General features: G+C 70.8%; 26 protein-coding genes and 1 pseudogene. 9 read left to right on the top strand and 18 right to left on the bottom strand.

Annotated features, from left to right (window positions below; all coding sequences use genetic code 11):
- From FL583_RS38860 to FL583_RS38785, 16 genes and pseudogenes are all read right to left on the bottom strand, one after another.
- Positions 1 to 787, bottom strand: a pseudogene (locus tag FL583_RS38860) (hypothetical protein); the annotation flags it as partial.
- Positions 784 to 1,866 carry a transglycosylase SLT domain-containing protein gene (locus FL583_RS38855; RefSeq protein ID WP_142709929.1) on the bottom strand — a complete coding sequence of 361 codons (1,083 nt, stop codon included), beginning with the start codon at positions 1,864 to 1,866 and terminating at the stop codon, positions 784 to 786. The pseudogene FL583_RS38860 and the gene FL583_RS38855, both read right to left, overlap by 4 nt.
- 57 nt (positions 1,867 to 1,923) lie before the next feature.
- A complete protein-coding gene (locus FL583_RS38850; RefSeq protein ID WP_142709928.1) occupies positions 1,924 to 2,373 on the bottom strand; it encodes a flagellar FliJ family protein in 450 nt (149 codons plus the stop codon).
- A complete protein-coding gene (locus tag FL583_RS38845; RefSeq protein ID WP_276611682.1) occupies positions 2,373 to 3,728 on the bottom strand; it encodes a FliI/YscN family ATPase in 1,356 nt (451 codons plus the stop codon). The genes FL583_RS38850 and FL583_RS38845 overlap by 1 nt, the downstream gene beginning before the upstream one ends.
- Positions 3,725 to 4,450: a FliH/SctL family protein gene (locus FL583_RS38840; protein WP_142709927.1), complete on the bottom strand. Its 726-nt coding sequence runs from the start codon at positions 4,448 to 4,450 to the stop codon at positions 3,725 to 3,727. The genes FL583_RS38845 and FL583_RS38840 overlap by 4 nt, the downstream gene beginning before the upstream one ends.
- On the bottom strand, positions 4,434 to 5,441 hold the full coding sequence (gene fliG / locus FL583_RS38835) for a flagellar motor switch protein FliG (protein ID WP_142709926.1): 1,008 nt from the start codon (positions 5,439 to 5,441) through the stop codon (positions 4,434 to 4,436). The genes FL583_RS38840 and fliG overlap by 17 nt, the downstream gene beginning before the upstream one ends.
- Positions 5,441 to 7,060 (bottom strand): flagellar basal-body MS-ring/collar protein FliF, encoded by a 1,620-nt coding sequence (fliF, locus tag FL583_RS38830; RefSeq protein WP_142709925.1) that lies wholly within the window; start codon positions 7,058 to 7,060, stop codon positions 5,441 to 5,443. Before fliF ends, fliG begins: the two co-directional genes overlap by 1 nt.
- Before the next feature lie 14 nt (positions 7,061 to 7,074).
- Complete coding sequence (gene fliE, locus FL583_RS38825; RefSeq protein ID WP_142709924.1) at positions 7,075 to 7,473, bottom strand: flagellar hook-basal body complex protein FliE; 399 nt, start codon at positions 7,471 to 7,473, stop codon at positions 7,075 to 7,077.
- 3 nt (positions 7,474 to 7,476) lie between these two features.
- Positions 7,477 to 7,881, bottom strand: coding sequence for a flagellar basal body rod protein FlgC (flgC, locus tag FL583_RS38820; RefSeq protein ID WP_142709923.1), 405 nt, complete (start codon positions 7,879 to 7,881; stop codon positions 7,477 to 7,479).
- Positions 7,882 to 7,892: 11 nt separating this feature from the next.
- Positions 7,893 to 8,288, bottom strand: coding sequence for a flagellar basal body rod protein FlgB (gene flgB / locus FL583_RS38815; protein WP_142709922.1), 396 nt, complete (start codon positions 8,286 to 8,288; stop codon positions 7,893 to 7,895).
- Positions 8,289 to 8,331: 43 nt separating this feature from the next.
- Complete coding sequence (locus FL583_RS38810) at positions 8,332 to 8,652, bottom strand: hypothetical protein (protein WP_142709921.1); 321 nt, start codon at positions 8,650 to 8,652, stop codon at positions 8,332 to 8,334.
- 2 nt (positions 8,653 to 8,654) lie between these two features.
- Positions 8,655 to 9,038, bottom strand: coding sequence for a flagellar export chaperone FliS (fliS, locus tag FL583_RS38805; RefSeq protein ID WP_142709920.1), 384 nt, complete (start codon positions 9,036 to 9,038; stop codon positions 8,655 to 8,657).
- Between the two features lie 15 nt (positions 9,039 to 9,053).
- A complete protein-coding gene (gene fliD, locus FL583_RS38800) occupies positions 9,054 to 10,394 on the bottom strand; it encodes a flagellar filament capping protein FliD (protein WP_142709919.1) in 1,341 nt (446 codons plus the stop codon).
- A gap of 84 nt (positions 10,395 to 10,478) precedes the next feature.
- The gene (locus FL583_RS38795) at positions 10,479 to 11,339 is read right to left on the bottom strand and encodes a flagellin N-terminal helical domain-containing protein (protein WP_142709918.1); all 861 of its coding nucleotides are present in this window, start codon (positions 11,337 to 11,339) and stop codon (positions 10,479 to 10,481) included.
- A 110-nt stretch (positions 11,340 to 11,449) separates the two neighbouring features.
- Entirely contained in the window at positions 11,450 to 12,310 is an 861-nt protein-coding gene (locus tag FL583_RS38790) for a PHP domain-containing protein (RefSeq protein WP_142709917.1), read from the bottom strand.
- 10 nt (positions 12,311 to 12,320) lie between these two features.
- Positions 12,321 to 13,160 carry a sigma-70 family RNA polymerase sigma factor gene (locus FL583_RS38785; RefSeq protein ID WP_205752843.1) on the bottom strand — a complete coding sequence of 280 codons (840 nt, stop codon included), beginning with the start codon at positions 13,158 to 13,160 and terminating at the stop codon, positions 12,321 to 12,323.
- 303 nt (positions 13,161 to 13,463) lie between these two features.
- Here FL583_RS38785 and flgN point away from each other — a divergent pair, with 303 nt between their 5' ends.
- From flgN to FL583_RS38740, 9 genes are all read left to right on the top strand, one after another.
- The gene (flgN, locus tag FL583_RS38780) at positions 13,464 to 13,901 is read left to right on the top strand and encodes a flagellar export chaperone FlgN (protein ID WP_420843241.1); all 438 of its coding nucleotides are present in this window, start codon (positions 13,464 to 13,466) and stop codon (positions 13,899 to 13,901) included.
- Between the two features lie 2 nt (positions 13,902 to 13,903).
- Positions 13,904 to 15,286, top strand: a complete 1,383-nt coding sequence (gene flgK / locus FL583_RS38775; RefSeq protein WP_142709914.1) for a flagellar hook-associated protein FlgK — start codon at positions 13,904 to 13,906, stop codon at positions 15,284 to 15,286.
- A gap of 11 nt (positions 15,287 to 15,297) precedes the next feature.
- Positions 15,298 to 16,185, top strand: coding sequence for a flagellar hook-associated protein FlgL (flgL, locus tag FL583_RS38770; RefSeq protein WP_142709913.1), 888 nt, complete (start codon positions 15,298 to 15,300; stop codon positions 16,183 to 16,185).
- Between the two features lie 165 nt (positions 16,186 to 16,350).
- A complete protein-coding gene (gene fliW / locus FL583_RS38765; RefSeq protein WP_142709930.1) occupies positions 16,351 to 16,782 on the top strand; it encodes a flagellar assembly protein FliW in 432 nt (143 codons plus the stop codon).
- Between the two features lie 53 nt (positions 16,783 to 16,835).
- A complete protein-coding gene (gene csrA, locus FL583_RS38760) occupies positions 16,836 to 17,078 on the top strand; it encodes a carbon storage regulator CsrA (RefSeq protein WP_142709912.1) in 243 nt (80 codons plus the stop codon).
- A gap of 111 nt (positions 17,079 to 17,189) precedes the next feature.
- The gene (locus FL583_RS38755) at positions 17,190 to 17,447 is read left to right on the top strand and encodes a hypothetical protein (protein WP_142709911.1); all 258 of its coding nucleotides are present in this window, start codon (positions 17,190 to 17,192) and stop codon (positions 17,445 to 17,447) included.
- Between the two features lie 144 nt (positions 17,448 to 17,591).
- A complete protein-coding gene (locus FL583_RS38750) occupies positions 17,592 to 18,515 on the top strand; it encodes a PAC2 family protein (RefSeq protein WP_142709910.1) in 924 nt (307 codons plus the stop codon).
- A 36-nt stretch (positions 18,516 to 18,551) separates the two neighbouring features.
- Positions 18,552 to 18,821: a hypothetical protein gene (locus tag FL583_RS38745; RefSeq protein WP_142709909.1), complete on the top strand. Its 270-nt coding sequence runs from the start codon at positions 18,552 to 18,554 to the stop codon at positions 18,819 to 18,821.
- Positions 18,818 to 19,231, top strand: coding sequence for a cupin domain-containing protein (locus FL583_RS38740; RefSeq protein ID WP_142709908.1), 414 nt, complete (start codon positions 18,818 to 18,820; stop codon positions 19,229 to 19,231). The genes FL583_RS38745 and FL583_RS38740 overlap by 4 nt, the downstream gene beginning before the upstream one ends.
- 241 nt (positions 19,232 to 19,472) lie before the next feature.
- Here FL583_RS38740 and FL583_RS38735 read toward each other — a convergent pair whose 3' ends face one another.
- Entirely contained in the window at positions 19,473 to 21,227 is a 1,755-nt protein-coding gene (locus FL583_RS38735) for an ATP-binding protein (RefSeq protein WP_142709907.1), read from the bottom strand.
- On the bottom strand, positions 21,224 to 22,310 hold a 1,087-nt coding region (locus tag FL583_RS38730), incomplete at its 5' end, for a putative bifunctional diguanylate cyclase/phosphodiesterase (RefSeq protein ID WP_142709906.1). The genes FL583_RS38735 and FL583_RS38730, both read right to left, overlap by 4 nt.

The raw sequence follows: 22,310 nt of genomic DNA, 5'->3' as shown, positions 1-22,310 counted from the left end.
CCGATCCGCCGACCCCGCCAAGAGCCCCGGGCCCGCCGGGCCCGCCGGGCCCACTCGGCCCTCCGGCGGTGCCCGGCACGGCCGCACCCGGTCCGGCCGTGCCGGCACCAGCCAGCGCAGGCGGCCGCACACCGGCCACCCCACCACCCTCACCGACGAACGCCGCCGCCGCCGCGGCCCCGTTCGCGTTCGCGGTCATCGCCGCCTCGACCGCGTGCCGCGCGTCGGACGCCGGCACCACGGTGAAGCCCTGCGCACCCGCCGCGGCCAACCCGATCGGCACCCCGGCCGCGTTCAGCACCGGACCACCGCCCGGCGCCCCGGCCGCCTCACTCACGACCCCGATCCCGGCGACGGCCACCGGCGCCGCGTCGGCCTGGATGTCACCGCCGGTACCGGTACCGACCGCGAGCTGCCCGTGCGCCATCAGCGCGGCCGGGAGCGCCAGCGACCCGGCGGCGTCCGGGGCCGGCATGCCGGTCATCGTCGTGTGCCAGGTGGACCCGGCGATCACCGCACGGCGGTTGGAGTCTTCCTCGTCCTTCTTCCCGGCGTCCTTCTTCTCCCGGGTCCGATCGGTGCCGCCACGCTCGGAGACCGTCGCGTCCTCGGTGCCCTTGCTGCCGGACGCGGCCTGCAGCGCGGACACGAACTCCTCGTCCTGCTCACGCTGTCTGCGCCCGCCGTTGTCGGTGCCCATCTCGCCCGCGGGACGCGCCGGAGCGCTGTTCTGCGCGGCGACCAGCGCCATCGTGTTGGCTGACGGAGGAAGGGGGCCGATGCTCATCGTGCGTCCTTTCCGAGCGCGCGCAGGGCGTTCTGCACCTTGACGACGTAGGCCTGGGTCTCCGCGTACGGCGGGATGCCGTCGTAGCGGCGGACCGCGCCCCCGCCCGCGTTGTAAGCGGCGAGGGCGAGTGGCAGCGACCCGAACTCGTTCAGGTGCCGCCGGAGTAGCCGGGCGGCTCCGTCCACCGCCTCGGTCGGGTCGAGCGGGTCGACGCCCAGCTCACGGGCGGTGCTCGGCATGATCTGCATGAGTCCCCGGGCACCCGCCGGGCTCACCGCGCCGGCGTCGTAGCTGGACTCGATCTTCGCCACCGCGGCCAGCAGCGCCGGCGAGACGCCGTGCCGGGTGCCCGCGGCGACGAACAGGTTCGCGAACGGCACGGACGCCGGCACGGTGGACGGCATCGCCGAACCGGCTCCACCGGCCCCGTGGCCGCGCAGCGCGGCGCTGCGCAGCAGTCCGTCGGCCGCGGACAGCGCCGAGCTCTGCAGGTGTTCGGCCGGCACGACCCGCCGGATCGAGGTCGGGGTCTCGTAGACCGGCCCGATCTTCACGTTCTCGCCCGGCTCCGGCGCGTGCAGCATCCGGCCGTTGCCGACGTAGATGCCGATGTGCTCGTACCCGTCGAAGACCAGCAGGTCACCCGGCTTGGCCTGCTTCATCGACGGCACCGCGGTGCCCGCGTGCCGCTGGTCTCGGACCAGCCGCGGCAGGTCGATCCCGACGTCCTTGAAGACCTTCTGGACGAGTCCCGAGCAGTCGAGTCCGAGGCGGGGATCGGTGCCGCCGAACACGTACGGGATCCCGAGGTACTTGCGGGCGTCGGCGACGACGTCGGCACCGGTCGGGCCGTCCGGCGTGAGCGCGTTACCGACCCGCTCGGCCGTGCTCCCGCCCGATCCGGCGCCCGCCGAGGTCCCCGACGACGTCGAGGTCGCCCAGGACGTCGAGGACGTCGAGACTGCCGGGGAATCGTCCTCCTGGGCCGCCTGCAGCGCACCCGCGAACCCGGACGGACCGACGCCCGCCCCGAAGCGCGTGGCCGTCTGCGCGATCTGGCTCTGGATCGCCAGCATGCGCGCACCGACCTCGGCCAATCCGGTCAACGCTGCTGCCCCCCACAGGCACCCGAACTACTCCTGTTCACTCTCCATCGGCGGTTTGCCGCGAGACCTTCGGGTTGTGGCGAGTTCATCGACGAGTTGCTGGTCCTCGGCGAGCTCGGCGGCCGCGCGCTCGGCCGCGTGCCGCTCCTTGAGCTTCTCCACCGCGCGCCGGGCCGCGGACGCCTCGGTGTACTCGCGCAGCTTGGCCGCGACCGCCTCCTGGGCGGCCTCGGTGACCCGGTGGGCCGCGGACAGCTCACCGGCCAGCGCCTGCCGGGCCGAGATCGCGGCGACGTACGAGCGGGCCACCGCCTCGGCCGGCAACTGGCGCCCGCGGAGCGTCTCCCCGGCCCGTTCGGCCTCGAGCTCGGCCTCGCGCAGCGCCGCCCGGGCCGCCAGCACCTCGCCGCGGACCGCGTCCTCCTTGGCCTGCCGGGCGCGCAGCACGGTCGCCAGCCGAAACTTCTTCTTCGCCATCAGCCGCCGCCGTGGAGCAACTGGGCCATCGCGTCCCAGGCCGCCCCGGCCGGGTACGGGTCGCCCAGGCTCTGCCGGAGGAATGCGTTGATCGCCGGCCAGAGCTCGCGGGCCCGGTCGGCGTCCGGGTTGGTGCCGGGCACGTACGCGCCGATCTCCAGCAGTTCGCGGACGTCCCGGTACGCGGCCATCAACCGGCGCAACTCCGACGCCATCGCTTTCTGCTCCCGGGTCGTGATCGCGCCCGAGACCCGCGACACCGACTCGAGGACGTCGATCGCCGGGAAGTGGCCGGTCGTGGCCAGCTTGCGGTCGAGCACGACGTGCCCGTCGAGGATCGACCGCGCGGTGTCGGCGATCGGCTCGTTCTGGTCGTCGCCCTCGACGAGCACCGTGTAGAGGCCGGTGATCGTCCCCGCCGAACCCGGCCCGGCCCGCTCCAGCAGCCGGGGGAGCAGCGCGAACACCGACGGCGGGTAGCCGCGCGTGGCCGGCGGCTCGCCGGCCGAGAGGCCGACCTCGCGCTGGGCCATCGCGGTCCGGGTGAGGCTGTCCATCATCAGCAGGACGTTCTTGCCGCGGTCGCGGTACCACTCGGCGATCCGGGTCGCGACGAAGCCGGCCCGCAGCCGGACCAGCGGGGGAGTGTCCGAGGTCGCCACCACCACGACGGCTCGGGCCATGCCCTCCGGGCCCAGGTCGTGCTCGAGGAACTCGCGCACCTCGCGGCCGCGTTCGCCGATCAGCGCGACGACCGTGATCTCCGCTTCCGTGCCGCGGGTGATCATCGACATCAGGCTGGACTTGCCGACGCCGGAGCCCGCGAAGATCCCGATGCGCTGGCCCCGGCCGCACGGGATCAGCGTGTCCATCGCCCGGACGCCGAGCGGCAGCGGGTAGCGGATCAGCCCGCGCTCCATCGCCGACGGCGGTTCGCCCTCGACCGAGACCCACTCGCAGTTCGACAGCGGCGGCCCGTTGTCCATCGGACGGCCCAGCCCGTCCAGGACGCGGCCGCGCAGCGATTCGCCGACCTGGATCTGCAGCGGGGCGCCGGTGTTGACCGCCCGGTCGCCGGCCCCGACCCCGCCGAGCGGCCCCAGCGGCAGGCAGGAGAGCCGGGCGCCGTCGAGCGCGACGACCTCGGCCGCGACCGTGGTCGAGTCGGCGACTCCAGGGCCGCTCCGGATGCCGGCCAGGCCACCGACGCCACCGATCCGGACCAGGTCGCCGACCCGCCCGGGCACGCCCACCACCGCGACCGACAGCCCCAGCACCGAGTCGACCCGCCCGGTGACCTCCGGCCGGGCCGCGCGCATGGCCGGCGTCAACCGGTGCTGCAACAGCCGGCTCACCACGGCTGATCCGAGGCGTCCACCATCCCCAGCGCTTCGCCGACCCGCAGCAGCGCCGCCGACAGGCGGGCGTCGACGACCGTGGCGTCGCTCTCGGCGATCGCGTCGCCGCTGGCCAGCGACGCGTCGGGCTCCAGCGTCACCGTGCGCCCGTCGATCACCAGCGGGCCCTCGTGGTCGGCCTCGGCGGTCAGCGCCGCGTAGTCGGCCGGGTTGATCCGCACCAGCACCGGCCGCCCGACCGGCACCAGCTCCAGCGCCCGCGCGACCGCGTCCCGGCCGGGGGAGTCGGCCAGCGCCAGCTCCCGGCCCAGCACGGCCTCGGCCAGCACGAACGCGGCGCTGACCAACTCGTCCTCGATCTCGATCGCGGCCGGAACGGCGCGCTGCTCGAGCGCGGCCGCCGCCCCGGCGACCGTCTGCAGCGCGCGCTGCAGCGCGGCCTGCCGGGCCTGCTGGAACCGGAGGGTCTCGGCGTCGGCCGCGGCCCGGGCCGCCTCGGCCTCCCGCTTGGCGGCCCGCCGGCCCTCGGCCCAGCCGGCCGCGTACCCGGCCGCCTTGGCGGCCTCCTTGGCCGCGGTCAGCTCGGCGTCGACGCTGGGGGCGCGCGGGATCCGCGCGCCCGCCTTCCCGAGGTTCGTGTCGAACGCGGCGCTCACCGCGCTCTCCGCGGCCGCGCCCCGCAATACTCCGGCCGACGTCGGGTCAGGCGACGAACTCATCGTCGTCTCCTCGCTGGATCGTGATCTGGCCGGAGGCTTCGAGCGCCCGGATGTTCTGGACGACCTTCGCCTGCGCCTCCTCGACCTGCCGCAACCGGACCGGGCCGAGCATCTCGATCTCGTCCGCGAGGTTCTCCGACGCCCGCCCGGACAGGTTGCGCATGATCTTGTCCCGGACCGGCTCGGTGACGCCCTTGAGCGCGGTGGCCAGGTCGGCCGACTCCACCTGCCGCAGCACCAGCTGGATCGAGCGGTCCTCCAGCCCGATGATGTCCTCGAACATGAACATCTTCGACCGGACCTCTTCGGCCAGCTCCGGATTGAGCGACTCCAGCCCCTCGAGGATCATCTTCTCGGTGCCGCGGTCGGCCCGGTTGATGATCTCGACCAGCGGCTGCAGGCCCCCGACCGTCGACATCTCGGTGGGTTGCAGCACCGAGGAGAGCTTGCGCTCCAGCGTCTCCTCGACCTGACGGATCGTGTCCGGGGACGTCCGGTCCATGACCGCGATGCGGTTGGCGACGTCGGCCTGCAAGGCCGGCGCGAGCCCGGACAGCAACCCGGACGCCTGCGTGGCCGTCATGTGGGCCAGCACCAGCGCGATCGTCTGCGGGTGCTCGTCCTGGAGGAACGAGAGCAGCTGGCGGGCCTCGGCCCGCTGCAGGAAGTTGAACGGGACGTCGGCGATGCTCTTGGAGAGCCGGCCGATCAGGTCGGCGGCCCGCTCGGCGCCGACCGAGGCCTCGAGCAGGTCCCGGGCGTAGTCGAGACCGCCCTGACCGGCGTACTTGTTCGCGGTGGCCAGGTCGTGGAACTCGAACAGCACGTCGTCGGCGGTCTCGGTCTCGATCTGACCGAGCCGGGCGATCTCGGCGGTCAGCTCCTCGATCTCGTTCTCCCGCATCTGGGCCAGGATCTTCGACGACGCGTCCTTGCCCATCTGGACCAGCAGGATCGCGGTCTTGCGCAGCCCGGTCAGGTCGTCGGCCATCAGCGGGACACCTCTCGCCGGTCACCGAGCCACGTGCGCAGTAGCTGTGCCACCTCCTCGGGCTGCTTCTCGACCATGTCGGCGATCTCCTTCTGCCGGGTGGCCTTGTCGGGTCCGGTGCGCTGCGGACCGGCCTCGATCGCCGCCGGGGTCGCGGTCGCCGCCTCGAGTTCCCGGGCCCGCTCGCGTTCCAGCGCGGCCTGCATCTCCTCCAGCTGCAGCCGCTCGGCCGGGGTCAGCATCGTGCGGGACTGCTTCTTGCGGTTGCGCCGGCTAACGAACGCGGCGATCAGCATGAGCAGCGCGATCAGGCCGATCGCGGCCCCGCTCTTCACCGTCGACATGAGCTCGGCCTGCTTCGTGGCGGCCTGGGACGCGGCCAGCTCCTTGGCCGCCGCCTTCGCCGCGGACTGGTCGAACGGCAACGAGGTGACCGCCAAACTGTCGCCGCGGGTGCTGTCGAGCGCCGCCGCGGACTGCACCAGGGTCTGGATCTTCGCGGTGTTCGCCGACGCGGCGACGTTCGAGTCGAGCAGCACCGCGATGCCCATCTTGCGGATCGCGCCCGGCGCCGACTGGCGGGTCTCGGTCACCGAGTTCACCGCGTTGTTCTTCGTCGTCTGGCTGTTCTCGTAGTTGTTGTTGCCGTTGCCGGTGCCGCTCGGGACCTGGATGTTGTCCGGCCCGAGGACGCCACCGGTCGCGGCGCCGTTGCCGGTGAACGTCTCGGTCTTCTGCGACTCGGCCAGCGGCTGCGTGTTGGCGTCCGAGTTGTAGGTCTGGGTCTTGGTCTGGGTGTTGTCGTAGTCGAGGTCCGCGGTCACGGTGACCGCCGCGTGGCCCTTGCCGACGACCTGCTCGAGCATCTCCCGGATGGAGTCCTGCATGTCGTCCTCGAAGGACTCGGTCTGCTTGCTGCTCGAGTCCCCGCCGGACGCGGTCGTCGTCTCGCCGCCCTTGGCCAGCACCGAGCCGTCCGCGCCGGCCAGCGTGACGTCCGAGGCGTCCATGCCCTCGACGCTGGATGAGACCAGGTTGATGATCGCCTGCACCTGGTTGTCGGTGAGGTCCTTGCCGGCCGCGGTCTTGACCAGCACCGACGCGGTGGGCTTCTGCGCGTCGTCGGCGAACACGTCCTTCTGCGGCAACGCCAGATGGACGGTCGCCGCCTCGACGCCGTCGATCGACTGGATCGTCTTCGCGAGCTCGCCCTCGAGCGCGCGTTGATAGCTCACGTGCTGCATGAACTCCGACGTCGTGACGCCCTGTTTGTCGAGCAGCGAGTAGCCGGTGTCCTCACCGGCCGGCAGGCCCTGCCCGGCCATCTGCAGCCGCAGGTCGTAGACCTGGTCCTGGGGCACCATGATCGTGGCGCCGCCGTCGGCCAGCGTGTAGTTCACGTTCGCGGCGCCGAGCTTCTCGACGATCGCCGACGCGTCGGTCGCCGACAGGTTGCTGAACAGCGGAGCCATCGTGGGTTTGGACGCCCACGACGCGAAGAAGTAGCCACCGATGGCCAGCGCCAGAATCGCGATGATGATCACCGCTTTCTGCCCCCCGGAGAACGACTTGAAGCCGTCTACTCCGCGGCGGAGTGCGCGTTTGACGCGGTCGACCATCGAGGCTGCCTAACTCACTGCATCCGCATGATCTCTTGGAACGCGGCCACGGCCTTGTCCCGGACCGCGACCGTCAGCTGGGTCGCCAGCTGGGCCTCGGTCGCCGCGATCGTGTAGTCGTGCACGTCGTTGAGGTTGCCGGTGGCGGCCTTGACCGCCAGGTCGTCCTTCTTGGCCTGCATCGCCTGCAGGTCCTGCAGGCTGTCGGCGAGCGTCGCGGCGAAGTTATTCGCGCTCTCGGTCGTCTCGCCGTTGTTGCTGGCCGCGTCCAACGACGTGGACGCGTTCCCGCCGACGCCGCTGACCGACAGGGCCGAGACGACGGACGGGGCGACGGGGTCGGAGGCGCCGATGCCGCCGGCCGACAGCCCGGCGGCGGAGAGCGAACCGATCGCGGAGATGGGGCTCGACATCTATCAGCCCTTCCCGAGTTGAATGGCCTGCTGGTAGGAGTCCTTGGCCCGGTCGATCACGGCCAGGTTGGCCTGGTAGCCGCGCTGGGCCATCAGGAGCTGGCCCATCTGGTCGCCCAGGTCGATGTCCGGCATCCGGACGTACCCCTCGGCGTCGGCCTGCGGGTTGTCCGGCGCGTAGACGAGCCGGCCCTCGGGGTTGCCCTCGACGATCCCGCCGACCTGCACGCCGCTGTTGCCGTCGCCGTAGTCGACGGCCTGGGCGATCACCGACTTGGCCCGGTACGCCTCGCCGCTCGTGGGCCGGACGTCGTTGATGTTCGCGAGGTTGTCGGAGATCGCGTCCAGCCACTTGCGGTGCACGGTGACACCGGTGCCGGAGATCCCGATCGCGGGAAAGAGCGTCATGGGTGACCCCCTCAGCCGGCGCTACCGGCGACGGTGCGCAGGGCGCCGAACTGGTCGTCCATCGCGCGGATCATCAGCTGGTAGCGCAGCTGGGTATCGATGTTGCTGATGACCTCGTGATCGAGGTTCACGTTGTTGCCGTCGGTGCGGGTCGGCTCGAGCGAGCGGGCCATCGTCGGCTGGGACGCCTGGTCGGCCAGTGCGGCCTGGCTGATCCGGGCCTTCGTCTCGCCGTCGAAGCCGTTGCCGGCGTCCACCGCCTGCCGCAGGGCGTCCTCGAACTCGACGCGCCCGGCCAGGAACTGCGGGGTGTTGATGTTCGCGACGTTGTCGGCCGTGACGCGCTGGCGCATCGCCAGACCGTCCATCGCGGTCTTGAGCACCGAGGTAGTCACCGAGTCGAACACATTTCCCCCTACGGCTCTGGGGAGCAGTTCCTGAGCAATTCGGTTAGATGGCCTGGTCGAGGTACGACGGCCGGGCCGCGCCGCTGTCGAAGAGCTCGATGCGGTTCGTGAGCGCGGCCTGCTTGCGGTTGACCGCCATCGCCCGCGCCACCCCCTCGGCCGCGGCGAGTTGCCTGGCCAGGATGCGGTCGGCGCGGGGCCGCAGGTCGAGCGGGAACGGCCCGAGACCCTCGGGCGGTGTCCACGGGTCGATCGTCGGGGTGTCCCGGTGGAACTGGTCGGTGCGCAGCAGTTCCTCGATGCGCGTGACGTCGGCCTCGAGGTCGTCGAGGGCCGTCGTCCAGGCCGACCGCCATTCGTCCATGGTCAGGACCCGGCCGCGCCGGCGGTCATCGCCGCTTCCCGCCAGGCGTCCCGGAGCTCGGTGGCCAGCTCGCGGCACGCGTCGGCGCGGGCCGCGTCCTGCTGGATGTTCGCGCCGACGAGCTCCGAGAGCATCCAGCGGTAGAGCGCGGCGACGTTCGCCGCGCCCTCCCAGGCGTCCAGGTCGAGCGTGCCCAGGAGCTCGGCGATGATGTCCTGGGCGTGGATCAGCTTCTCCGACGCGACCATCCGCCGCCCCTCGCGGATCGCGTCCGCGCCCTGGCTGATGTCGAGCACGAGGCGGTCGTAGAGCATCACGAGCAGGCGGGCCGGCGACGCCGTGGTGATGCTGTCGGCCAGGTAGCGGGCACGCAGCGGGTTCGTCATTCCGGGCTACCCCAATCAGCTACTGCTCGAGTTGGCGGCGGCGGTCTGGCTGCTCAGCCAGTTCGACTGGCTCTTGACGTTGTTCAGGGCGGTCTCCATCGCGGTGAACTGCCGCTGCAGCGCGGACCGGCGGTCGGCCAGCTTGACGTCCCAGTCGGAGATCTCCTGGTTCAAGCGGGAGATCATCGTCGTGCCGCTCTGGATCTTCTGGGTGAGCGTGCCGCTGACCACGTCGGTAGCGCTCTTGCTGACCGACTCGAGGGTCTTGGCCAACCCGTTGGACACCGCGTCCTGGATCTTCGCCGGGTCGTCGTTGTAGGCCTTGACGAAGTTGTCCTTGTTGAACTGGAGCTTGCCGTCCCGGGTCAGCTCGATGCCCAGCTGCTTGAAGCTGCCGAACCCGGACTGGCCGGTGCTGACCGCGCTGAGCATCTGGCTGGAGAGCTGCCGGACCGTGTAGTCGCCGGCCAGCGGCCCACCGGTCGCCTTCGACCCGGGCGTGGACGACACGCCCGACGCCGCCGCCGAGCTGATCTGCGCGAGCGCGCCGTTCGCCGCGTCGACCAGCGCCTGCATCTTGGTCGCCATCGCGTCGGTGTCGCTGTTCACGCCGACGGTGACGTCGCTCGCGAGCTTGTTGGCGGTGATCGTCACGCCGGGCATGACCCCGGTGAACGTGTTGCTGCTGCTGGTGACCTTGAAGCCACCGGCGGCCGGGTCGCCGACGGTGAGCTCGGCGTCGGCGCCGGCGGTCATCACCTTCGGGTCGGACGTCAGCCCGTCGAGCGTGAACGCGTTCGCCGCGCCGGACTTCGTCGAAGCCAGCTGCAGGACCGGGCCGGAGTCGGTCGTCACGACCGAGGCGCGGACCCCGAGCTTCGCGTTGTTGATCGCGTTCGCCACACCCTGCGGGGTGTTGGGCTCGTCGCCGAGCGAGATCGACGTCTGTTTCGCGTCGTCGCCGGTGCCGACGGTCAGGTTGAAGCTGCTGCCGTCGGTGACCGCGGCGGTGTCGGTGGAGGCGAACGCGGCGGTGACCCGGTGGGCGTTCGCGAGCTTCGTCACCGAGAACGTCATGTCGCCGGTCTGGGCGCCGGTGCTCGCCGTGGCGACGACGTCGGTCGAGGTCGAGGTGGCCTTCGCGACCTTGAACGCGTCGTACCTGGTGAGGTCCTGCGCCGCGGTGAGCAGCGACTTCATCTTGCCGTTGATCGTCTGGTAGGCCGAGTTGCTGGTCGTGTAGTCCGAGACCTTCGTCTTCAACGCGGTCTGCGGCGCGGACTCGGCCTGGATCAGGGAGTTGATCAGCGTCGTGGTGTCGAGGCCGCTGGCGAGGCCTCCGATGCTGGTGGTCATGTGGGGTTCCCCCTTGGTGGGGCCTAATTACGAACAGGGGGCGGTGCGCGGTGCGCACCGCCCCCTGTTACTCGGGAGTCAGGGTCAGCCGAGGAGCTTCAGGACGCCCTGGCCGCTCTGGTTCGCCTGCGCCAGCATCGAGGTACCGGCCTGGGTCAGGATCTGGTTCTTCGAGAACTTGACCATTTCCTGGGCCATGTCGGTGTCGGTGATGCTCGACTTCGACGCGCTCAGGTTCTCGATCGCGACGTTGACGTTGTTGATCGTGTGCTCGAACCGGTTCTGCACGGCACCGATCTGGGACCGGGCGCTGGAGACACCCTTGATCGCCTTGTCGAGCTGGTCGATCGCCGCGCTCGGGTCCGAGGTGAGGTCCAGCGACGCGGTGCCCAGGCCGTTCGAGTCCAGCCCGGTGATGTTGCCGCCGGCGGTCAGCGTGGCGGTGCTCAGGTCGACGTTGATCTGCGCACCGGCGTTCGTGTTCTTCGAGGCCGAGTCGACCTGGAACGCGCCGTTGTAGCTGCCGTCGAGCAGCGACTGGCTACCGAACTTGGTCGACTGCACGATCCGGTCGAGTTCCTTGTTCAGGGCCCCGAACTCGGTGTTGGCCGCGGCCTTGGCGTCCGAGTCCTGCGAACCGGAGTTCGCGGCCTGCACCGACAGGTCACGCATGCGCTGCAGGATCGACGAGGTCTCGCCGAGCGCGCCGTCCGCGGTCTGGGCGACGTTGACGCCGTCCTGCGCGTTGCGGGCCGCGACCGTGAGGCCACCGATCTGCGACTTCAGGCCCTCACTGACCGAGAGGCCGGCCGCGTCGTCCGCGGCGCGGTTGATGCGCAGACCGGAGGACAACTTCTCCATCGAGCCCGACACCGACTTGTCGTTGACCGACAGGTTGCGGTAGGCGTTCGCGGCCGAGACGTTGGTGTTGATGCGAAGCGACATTTCGGTGTTCCTCCTGGACGAATAAGTCCTTCATGCCGGCCCGTCCATGGGCCGATCAATGAAGTCATCGCCCGGGTGGGCGGGCGCCTGAGTTGTTTCGCCCAGAACTTTCAGCGCCGCCAGAGGTCGTACGGGTGGGCGCCGGGGCGGAAACCGATCGTCTCCACCATCGCCGCCGCCTCCCGGAGCCCGTTGGCGAGATCGTCCGGGCGGTGGGCGTCGCTCCCGAACGTCAGCGTCTCGCCGCCCTCCTGGTACCACCAGCGCACGATCACCGGGTCGAGCGGAACCCGGGTGTTCACCTCCAGCGCCCGGCCGGAGCGGGCCAGCGCCCGCAGCGCGACGCGGTACTCCTCCTCGAACGTCGCCGGGTCGAACGGAGCCGCGCCGGACGGCCAGTACCGCACCGGGAAGTCGATGTGGGCCAGCACTCCGAAGGCGTCCGACCCGGTGGCGAGCTTCTCGACCTCGGCCAGATAGCTTCGAATCACGGTCTCGGTGGCCAGCACCCGGTAGGCGTCGCCGCTGTCGTACTCGCGGACCTCCTGGGTCCGGTCGTCGACGTGACGCAGGTTGTGCACCGAGCCGAGGATCCGGTCGAAGCCGCCGAGGTCGATCAGGTCGGCCGTGCGACGCGCGTGCCAGTGCGGCTCGGAGAGCTCGACGCCGGTCAGGATGCGCAGCCCGGGGAACAGCTCCCGGCAGCGGGCGACCTCGGCCAGGTAGTTCTCGACCGCGAGGTCCGGGGGAGTGACGACCCCGTGCTCGTCGGTGTGCGCGGCCAGCCAGCCCGGGAGGTGGGTGGGGTCGCTGTCGACGAGGATCGTCCGGCCGAAGTCGGCGTGCTCGGTGAAGGCGATCGACGGTAACCCGAGCTCGACCGCCCGGGCGCAGGTGCGCTCCATGTTGCCGAACGGTGCATCCCAGCTGAACTGCGTATGTACGTGCCCATCGGGCGGGTACGAGGTCATACCGCCAGTCTCAACCGGCCGCCCTGGTGGGTGTTCCCAGGGGTGTGGTGTGGGACAGACGGGTGCGCAGATCGCCCCGGGTGGCGACGTCGGCGTAGTAGGCGGCGCGCCGGCGGGCGACGCAGCCCTCGGGCCGGTCGGCCCCGGCGACCTGGTCCGGGTCGAGCTGGGAGTTGATCCCGTCGCGCAGCAGGGTCAGCGCCTCGGCCCGCAGCTGCGAGACCCGCGACTCGGTGACGCCGAGCTCGGCCGCGATCACGGCCATCGGACGCTCGTCGAGGAAGTACGATTCGACGACCGCGCGCAGCCGCTCGGGCAGCGCCGAGATGGCCTGGTGCAGGTAGCCGATCTTCTCCCGGTGGAGCAGCAGCTCCTCGGGTCCCTGGGTGCGGTCGGGCACCAGGTCCTCGGCCGTCCCGGCCGCGAACCCCTGCAGCGAGAGCACGACGGCGCGCTGGACGTCGTCGGCCGCCGAATGGAGCTCAGCCACCGCGACGCCGAGCGTCTCGGCGAGCTCGGTGTCGGTGGGCGTACGGCCGAGCTGAGCGGTCAGCTCGGCCGTGGCGGTCTCGATCTTGCGCGCGCGGTGGCGGACGGACCGGCTGGCCCAGTCGAGGCCGCGCAGTTCGTCGAGGAGCGCACCGCGGATCCGGACGGTGGCGAACGACCCGAACGGCGTACCCCGGGACGGGTCGTAGGTCTTGGCCGCCGCGGCGAGCGCAGCGAGGCCGGCCGAGGTGAGGTCGTCACGGTTGACGTGCGCGGGAACGCGGCCCAGCATCTCGCGGACGAGGTGACCGACGAGCGGCAGATGCTCGCGGACCAGGTCCTCGACCTGCCGGTCGTTCACCGGTCCCGGTGTCACCACGGAGTCAGCGGTTAGGCGCACAGGAATGGCCCTTTCGCGTCGTTGACGAACTCTCCCCCAGTTGCAGGGTGTAACCCCGTCAACCATCAAAAACACTATTTGCCGCGATTGCAACTAAAGTTGCAAAACGGATGTTCTTGGGCGGAAAGAAACCTCTCAGGCCGTTAGCGGCCCTGCCGACGGTGGGAGCAGCAAGGGGTGCCGTTCCGGTGCTCCGCCGGAGCAGAGAAGGGTCGACCCGTGGCTTTTGCGGATCTGTCGAACATCCTCTGGCGCGGACGGGAGATGCTCGAACTGCTGCTCTTCAAGCTCGAAGAGGAGCAGCTGGTCCTGGCCTCGGCCCGCACTCGCTGGCTCGCTCACGCTACCCGCGAGGTCGAGCTGGTGCTGGAACAGATCCGTCAGGTCGAAGTACTGCGTGCCGCCGAGGTCGAGGTGGTCGCCGCTCTGCTGGGGCTCCCGCCGAACCCGAGCCTCTCCGCACTGTCCGAGGCCGCCCCGGACCCCTGGGGAAAGCTGTTCGGCGAGCACCGCAAGGCCTTCCTCACCCTGACCGCGGAGATCACCGCCCTTGCTGACGCCAACCGCGACCTGCTCACCTCCGGCCACCGCGCGGTCCGGGAGACCCTGCTCACCGTCGGCGGCGCCGTGGAGACCTACGGCCCGCGGGGCGGCACCGTGACCGCGGGGGTACGACCCCGACTCGTCGATGAGGCGATGTAGCCATGTCCAGTACGTTCTCCGGAATCTCCACCGCGCTCAGCTCGCTGCGCGCCCAGCGCCAGGGCCTCGACGTCTCCGGGCAGAACATCGCGAACGTCAACACCGAGGGCTACAGCCGGCAGCGCACCGAGATGACGTCGGTCGAAGGCGTCTCCAACGTCCCGACGATCTGGGCCAAGCAGGACCCGGTGGGCACCGGCGTCAACGTCGGCGACGTCTCCCGGGTGCGGGACGAACTGCTCGAGGCCCGGGTGCGCACCGAGCACGCTCACAACTCGTACCTGTCGGGGCAGAACGCGACCTACGACAGCATCCAGAACGTCTTCAAGGAGCCCAGCGACACCGGGCTGCAGGAACGCATGTCGACGATGTGGTCGTCGTTCCAGGACCTGGCCAACAACCCCGGCGACGACGCCACCCGGACGGCGGTGCTGCAGCAGGCCAGCGCGGTGTCGACGTCGCTGAACGGTGCCAGCACGACGCTCGGGACGATCTTCAGCTCGGCCCGGTCGGCGGCGAAGTCCCAGGTCGACGACATCAACACGACCGCGGCCGAGGTCGCGAGCCTGAACAAGGGCCTCATGCAGGCGAAGATCGGCGGCCTGCCGGCCAACGAGCTGGCCGACCGGCGCGACGCGCTCGTCCTCAAGCTCGCCGACCTGGCCGGTGCCACCGCGACGGTCCGCGACAACGGCGCGGTCGACGTCTCGCTGTTCGGCTCGACGCTGGTCAGCGGCACCGCCGCCCGGACGATGCAGGTCAACGGCGCGAACACGCTCTCCGACCAGGCCGCCAACCCGGTCTCGATGAGCTTCACCGACAACGGACAGCCGGCGATCGTGACGTCCGGCGAACTGGGGTCGTCGCTGGAGACGCTGAACTCGGTGGTGCCGAAGTACGCGAAGTCGCTGGACGACGTCGCGACGAAGATGATCTCGACCGTCAACGGCATCCACACGGCCGGCTTCGACAAGAACGGCGACCCCGGCGGCCCGTTCTTCACCGGCACCGACGCCGGGTCGATCCAGGTCGCGATCACCGACCCGAGCAAGGTCGCGGCGTCCGACAACGCGAACGGCCGGCTCGACGGCGGCAACGCGGACGCGCTGGGCGACCTCGCCACCTCGGGCTCCGGCCCGGACGTGAGCTACCGGCAGCTCGTCGCCGACCTCGGCGTCACCGCGAAGAGCGCGACGCTCAAGGCCGACACCCAGTCCACGATCACCGCCGACCTGGACAGCTCCCACGAGGCCACGTCCGGCGTGAGCCTCGACGAGGAGATGTCGAACCTGCTCACGTACCAGCGCGCGTACGAGGCCGCCGCGAAGTTGATGAACACCGTCGACCAGACGCTGAACACGCTGATCAACAGCACCGGCCGGTAAGGACAGCAGCCGTGGTCATCCGCGTCACCGAACGCTCGCTCTCGCACAACGCGATGCGCGGGCTGCAGTCGAACCAGGCTCGGCTGAGCCAGACCGAGAACCAGCTGACCAGCGGAAAGCTGATCTCGAAGCCGTCCGATTCGCCGACCGGCACGATGACCGCGATGCTGCTGCGCAGCGACATGCGGACGCAGGAGCAGTACTCGCGCAACGCCTCGGACGGCAAGAACTGGCTCAACACGATCGACTCGACGCTGGGCTCGGTCAACGACAACGCCCAGCGCGCCCGCGACCTGATGCTCCAGGGCATGTCGGCCGGCGCCGGCGGCTCGGACACCGCGCGCGGAGCGATCGCGGCCGAGGTCGACCAGATCCGCGACGCGATGATCGGGCTGGCCAACACCAAGTACGTCGACCGCCCGGTGTTCGGCGGCACCACCGACGGGTCGGCCGCCTACGACAAGGCCGGCAACTACCTCGGTGACAGCGGCTCGGTGAACCGGACGGTCGCCGAGGGCACGAAGCTCCGGGTCGACACCAACGGCGAAGAGGTCTTCGGCACCGGCGACAACCAGATCTTCAAGGTGCTCTCCGACATCTCCGACCACATGAAGAACGACCCGTCGAAGCTGAGCGACGACCTGGACCGTCTCGACGGCGCGATGAACACGATCCGGACCACGCAGGCCAGCGTCGGCGCCCGGTCGAACCGGATCGACGCGATGCAGCAGACGGCCAACGACCGGCAGCTCGAGCTCCAGGGCCAGCTGACCGAGGTCGAGGACATCGACCTGCCCAAGACCATCACGGACATGACCTTGCAGCAGACCGCCTACCAGGCCGCACTCGGCGCGACCGCCAAGGTCATCCAGCCCTCCCTGATGGATTTCCTCCGGTAGAAGACCGGACCACAGACGGCGACATGCCGAACCCGAAACCCAACCGATCAGCCCAGAGGGAGCTTATGAGGACCCTCCCCGCGAAGAAGCTGTCGAACAACTCAGGAGGAGTACATGTCCGCAAAAACCAAGTCCGCGAAGTCGCCCTCTGACATGGCAACCGACATGTCCCTCGAGGCTTCCGCGCAGAACGCGGAGGCGAAGGCGGCTGCCGCCGGCGACCTGCCGACGATCGAGTTCGTCACGCCGATGCCGGGCTTCCCGGGGATGACGAGCTTCGTCCTGGTCCGGCTGGACGAGGTCGGTCTGCTGAACTCACTGCGGTCGGTCGACGATCCGGAGCTGCGGTTCATCACGATCGCTCCGCATCAGTTCTTCCCGCAGTACGAGCCGGAGATCGACGACGAGACGATCGCCGCGCTCGGGACCAAGGACCCGAGCCAGCTGCTCGTGCTGCTGATCGTCACGGCCGGTGACACACCGCGGGACTCGACGGCGAACCTGATGGCTCCGATCGTCGTCGACCCGATGACGATGCGGGCAGCACAGTGCGTGCTGACCGGGAGCAACCTGCCGGTCCGGGCTCCCCTCGCCTAGCCCGTCACTCGGCTACGCTGCGGGTTACTCGTCCTCGAGGGGGGATACTGCCCGTGCTCGTGCTGACCCGTCGGCCCGGTGAGAGCGTGATGGTCGGTGATGACGTTGTCATCACCGTGCTCGAAGTCCGGGGGGATGTGGTCCGGCTCGGGATACGGGCGCCCCGCAGTGTGCCGGTACACCGGGAAGAAGTGTTTCTCGAGCTGCGCGCCGCGAATCAGGAAGCGGCGTCGTCCAGCGAGGATGCGGTCGAGGCGCTGAGCCGTCTCATCGGCAGCGAGGGCGAGAAGGGCTGAGGGACGGGTTCAGGGCCGTGCCGCTCCGGCGGTACGGCCCTCCCGGCGCTTACTTCGTCTCCTCCCTGGGTACGACACCCCGCGTAGCCGGAGTGACCCGAGGAGGCTTTCGTGTCGGCTGTTACTGACAATCCCGAGGTCGTGTCGGACAACGTCGGCCAGTCCGACGCGGTGGACGCGGTCGAGCTCGCCGAGACGGTCGAGGACGGTATCGCCGCCGCGTACGAGCAGGCGGCCGGCGCCCCGGTCGAGACCGCGCTGGAGACCGTCCTGGTCGAGGAGGAGGCGCGGGGGGTGGAGCTGAACGAGGAGTTCGCCCGCCCGTTCGCCGAGGCGATCGCGCGAGGTGAGGACCCGCTGACCCAGTAGGGTGCCGGTACCGTAGGAGAGGGTGCCCCCACGCCCCCGGCGGAATGCCGACGCGCTCCGCCGACTTGCACGGGGTGAGCCTATGGGGGCTCCCTCGCCAGGCACCGTCTGGCGATGTGCACGCTGTCTGGAGAGGTCGCCGTCATGCCGGACCCCGCGGAGCTGTACGAGATCGTCGGCGACCGGGAGCTCTCGCCCGACTCCTCCCCGGTCCTGTTGCACGCCTTGGACGGGTTCCTCGACGCCGGATCGGTCGCCCAGATCGCGGCGAACCACCTGGTCGAGACGCTCGAGGGCACGGTCGTCGCGAAGTTCGACATCGACCTGCTGCACGACTACCGCGCCCGTCGTCCCCCGATGACGTTCGTCGAGGACCACTACGAGTCCTACACGCCGCCGCAGCTGCTGCTGCACGAGCTCAAGGACTCCACCGGTGCGCCGTTCTTCCTGCTCAACGGCCCCGAGCCGGACGTCATGTGGGAGCGGTTCACGACCGCCGTCGGGCAGCTCGCCGACCACTTCGGCGTCCGCATGGTCGTCGGGCTCGGTGGGGTGCCGATGACGATCCCGCACACCCGGCCGACGACGCTGACCACGCACGGGACCCGTCCGGATCTCGTCCGCAGGCCGAACGTCTGGCGGGGCAACCTGCGGGTGCCGGGCAGCGCGTCGGCGCTGCTGGAGCTCCGCCTCGGAGAGGCGGGGAAGGACGCGATCGGGTTCGTGGCGCACGTGCCGCACTACCTCGCGTCGGTCGAGTTCCCGCAGGCCTCAGCCGCGTTGTTGGACGCGGTGGCCGAGGAGACCGGGTTGCTGCTGCCGGTCGGGTCGCTGCACGCGGCCGGGGTCACCCGCCTGCGCGAGATCGACGCCCAGCTGGCGGACGATCCGCAGGCCGTCGGCGTGGTCAAGGCGCTGGAGGAGCAGTACGACTCGTTCGTCGCGAACCGGCAGCAGGCCGAGCTCGGCGGCGAGCTGGACGAGAACGTGCCCAGCGGCGAGGAGCTCGGCGCCGAGCTCGAACGGTTCCTGGCCCAGCTCGAGCGCGGCGACGACGACACCCGCTGAGGTGTCGGGCCGGGGCGCGCGGGGAACTGTGTTCGCATGCCGATCCGTCACCGGCGTCCCCACCGGATGGTCTCCGGTGCGTTCTGGGGTGTCATGGTGCTCGCCGACGTGGCGATCTTCAGCTTCTGGGCCGCGCTCGGGACGCTGGTGTTCGCGGTGTCGGCCGCGGGCGGCTATTCGCTGTTCCGCCACCGGCGGATGCTCCGGGTCGGTGCCGTGCCCGTGACCGCGCCGTCGGGCGCGCCGATCGAGATCACCACCGAGCCGATCGACACCGACCCCGGACCACCTACGCTCGGCGGGTGAGCAAACCGGCGCTGGCGCAGAAACTCGACCTGGAACCCCACCCGGAGGGTGGGTGGTTCCGGCAGACCTGGCGGTCGCCGGTGGAGTTCGCGCCTTCGGGATATCCGGGGGTGCGGGCGGCCGCGACGGGGATCTTCTTCCTGCTGGCACCGGGGGAGGAGTCGCGGTGGCACGTGGTTCGCTCGGACGAGCTGTGGGTGTGGCAGTCCGGGGGGCCGTTGGTGTTGTCGGTGGGGTCGGCGCCGGGGGCGCCGGACGTGCGCGACATTCTGCTGGGGCCGGAGGGGGAGTTTCAGGGGTTGGTCCCGGGAGGGCAGTGGCAGGCGGCTCGGCCGGTGGGGGTGGAGCCGGTTTTGGTGACGTGTGTGGTGGCGCCGGGGTTCGAGTACGAGGACTGGCAGCTGGCGTAGTTCTTGCCGACGCGGATTGACGAGTTGTCGGGGTTCTCAGGGCGCGAATGACCCCGATAACTCGTCCGCGCGCGCCGACTCTCCTCGTCGACGGCCGGGCGGGCGGCTGCGTCTTTCGTTGCACACCCCCAGAAACCGGAGGGTGGGCGCGCAACCGCGCACGGCGCGGCGGGACGGCCCGGCCGTCACCGACAACGCGCCGGTCCCGGAAGCCGCTGGCCTCGGCCCGGCAGGCGTAGAACTAGAACGGGGCGTCGTCCGCGGGGGCGGTCGGCAGGCGTTTGAACGGGTCCCGGCCGCCGACGATCTCGCCCGTCACCGGGTTCACCGACGCCGGTGGCCGGCCCGACGGCACGTCCCCGGCCTCGCTGGACCGCGTGGCCCAGGCCGGGAACGGGAACTCGATCGCGAGCGGCACCGGGATCTCCGGCTGGGCGACGAACATCGTGCCCGGCTTGGCGAGCGTCACGCGGGTGCGCTGGCCGGGCGGGAGGAAGCCGTACTCGGGCCGGCCGGCCTCGGCCGGGTCGAGCCGGCCGACCACCTTGATCGAGCTGTTCGAGATGATCCGGCGCTCGACCTCGCTCGCGGTCTGCTGCGCTCCGATCAGGATGATGCCGAGCGAGCGACCGCGTTCGGCGATGTCGAGCAGCACCTCCTTGATCGGCGACGAGCCCTCGCGGGGCGCGTACTTGTTGAGCTCGTCGAGCATCGTGAACAGCAGGCCGCCGGCCCCGGCCTCTTCCTTGCGCCGAGTCTCGGCGGCGAGCACGACGCCGACGACGAAGCGCTGGGCGCGCTCGGGCAGGTTGTGCAGGTCGACGACCGTGAGCTGCTGGTTCTCGGTGGAGACGCGGCGGGTCGGCGTGTCCGGCAGGTCACCGCGGATGAGCGGGCGCAGGGCGCGCAGCGAGGAGCGCAGGCGGCGGAGGAACGCGTTCACGGTGCCGGCGCCGGTGACCGGGCCGGCCCAGGCCGAGCGGGTGTTGTCGTCGTTGAGCTTGTCGACGATGAGGTCGACGAGCTGGTCGTAGGTGCGCACGGCGCGCCCGTCGATCGTGACCGCGCCGTCGGAACCGGACGCCACGGCGTCGAAGCGCAGCCTCGCGGCGACCTGGTGCACGACCATCGTGTACTGGTTCCGCTCGTCCTCGGCGTCGGCGAAGATGTACGGCAACAGCTCGTCGCGGCAGAATTCGTGCAGCGTCCACCAGAACGCGTTGACGCCGGTGGCGCGCTCGCGGACGTCGGCGCGGCCGGTGAGGTCGCCGGGCAGCGGGGGCGCGAAGAAGCCGGTCGACTCGAACGGCTCGGCGGGCAGGCCCATGATTCCGTACTGGGCGCGCAGCGTCTCGTCGAGCTTGGTGTTGGTGTGGTCGAGAAACAGCAGGTCCTCGCCCTTGACGCTGAAGATCAGCGCCTTCGTGTTGATGCGGCGGCGGCCCAGCGCGCCGGACTGGAACAGCGAGTAGAGCAGGAACAGCGCGAAGCTCGTCTTGGTGGCGACGCCGGAGACGCCGGAGATCGAGACGTGCGCGCCGCGGGTGCCGTCGAGGAAGTCGAGGTTCAGGTAGATCGGCGTGCCGTCGCGGCCGAGGCCGACCGGGACCTTGCGCTCCATCCGGTCGAAGTACAGCGCGATCGCCCGCTCCTCGCCGGTGGCCCGGCGCACCGGCTCGCCCGGGCGCGGCGGGACGTACACCTCGGGCTCGACGCGGGTCGTGGCGATCTCCGCGACCTCCTGCACCTGCGCCGGGAGCACGCCGTCGGCGATCAGGAACACGTCCGAGCTGAACTGGGCGCCCTCGTGCCGGGCGATGACCTGGGTGACGACGCCGGCGGTGAGCACCGGCCCCAGGCCGGGCACGTCGCGCACCGTGACCACCACGTCGTCGAGCTGCAGGTACGCGTCGTCGCGCAGGGCGACGTGGAACGACAACGGCGTCGCGTCCTCGGTACCGAGTACGCGCCCCACCCACGGAACAACCACAGTCACCGCAGGGACGCTACCGCACGCCTGGGACGAAACGACTCCGCCAGCTCGTCGCCCGGCACCGGACGCGAGAACAGGTACCCCTGGGCCTTCCGGTACCCGAGCTCCTGCAGCTTCTCCGCCTGGCCGACGGATTCGACCCCCTCGGCCACCGTGTCCAGCGACAACCCCCGCGCGACCTGGGCCAGGAACTCGACGATCACCGCGCGGTCGCCGGGCTCGGTCACCCCGTCGACGAAAGACTTGTCGACCTTCAGGATGTCCACCGGGCAGGTCAGCAGCAGCCCGAGCGACGACTGCCCGGTGCCGAAGTCGTCGAGCGCGACCCGCACGCCGAGGGCACGCAGGGCCACCAGCGACGACACCGCCAGCCCGCCGTTGAACACCGCGGTCTCGGTGACCTCGACGACCAGGTATTCGGCCGGGAGTCCGGAGTCGGTGAGTGCCGCGACCACGTCGTCGACGAAGTCGGGCTCGTCGAGTTGCCGGGGTGACACGTTGACGCAGACGCGCGACGGAGCCGCCGTGCCGTAGGCATTTCGCCACGCGGCGGCCTGGCGGCAGGCTTCGCGCAGGATCCACCGGCCCAGCGGGACGATCAGGCCGCTCCGCTCGGCCACCGGGATGAAGCGGTCCGGCGGAATGACCCCGCGTTCCGGGTCGTGCCAGCGCACCAGCGCCTCGACGCCGTCGATCCGCCGCGACGGCAGCGTCACGATCGGTTGGTAGAGCAGCCGGAAGTCGCCCCGGCCGAGGCCGTCGCGCAGGCCCGCGGCCAGCCGGGCCTGGTCGGCGGCCGGGGCGTCCATCTCCGGGGCGAACCGGGCCCAGCCCGACTTGGCCGCCTTGGCCTGGTACATCGCCACGTCGGCGCGGCGGGTCAGCTCGGTCGCGTCGGCGTCGGCCCAGCCGTCGGCCAGGCCGATGCTGGCTCGGATGCGGAGTTCGTCGTCGGCGATGTTCAGTGGCTCGTCCAGCGCGGCGAGGATCCTCTCGACCACCGCCGCCGCGCCCCCCGCACCTGCGGCCGCACCTGCCGCGCCCGCGCCCGTCGTTGCGCCCGCCACCGCGAGCGCGCCGCCCGCG

Source organism: Cryptosporangium phraense, assembly GCF_006912135.1.
GTDB classification, from domain to species: domain Bacteria; phylum Actinomycetota; class Actinomycetes; order Mycobacteriales; family Cryptosporangiaceae; genus Cryptosporangium; species Cryptosporangium phraense.
Note: the sequence above shows the minus strand (reverse complement) of the source record. Positions and strands in the feature narration are given on the sequence as shown.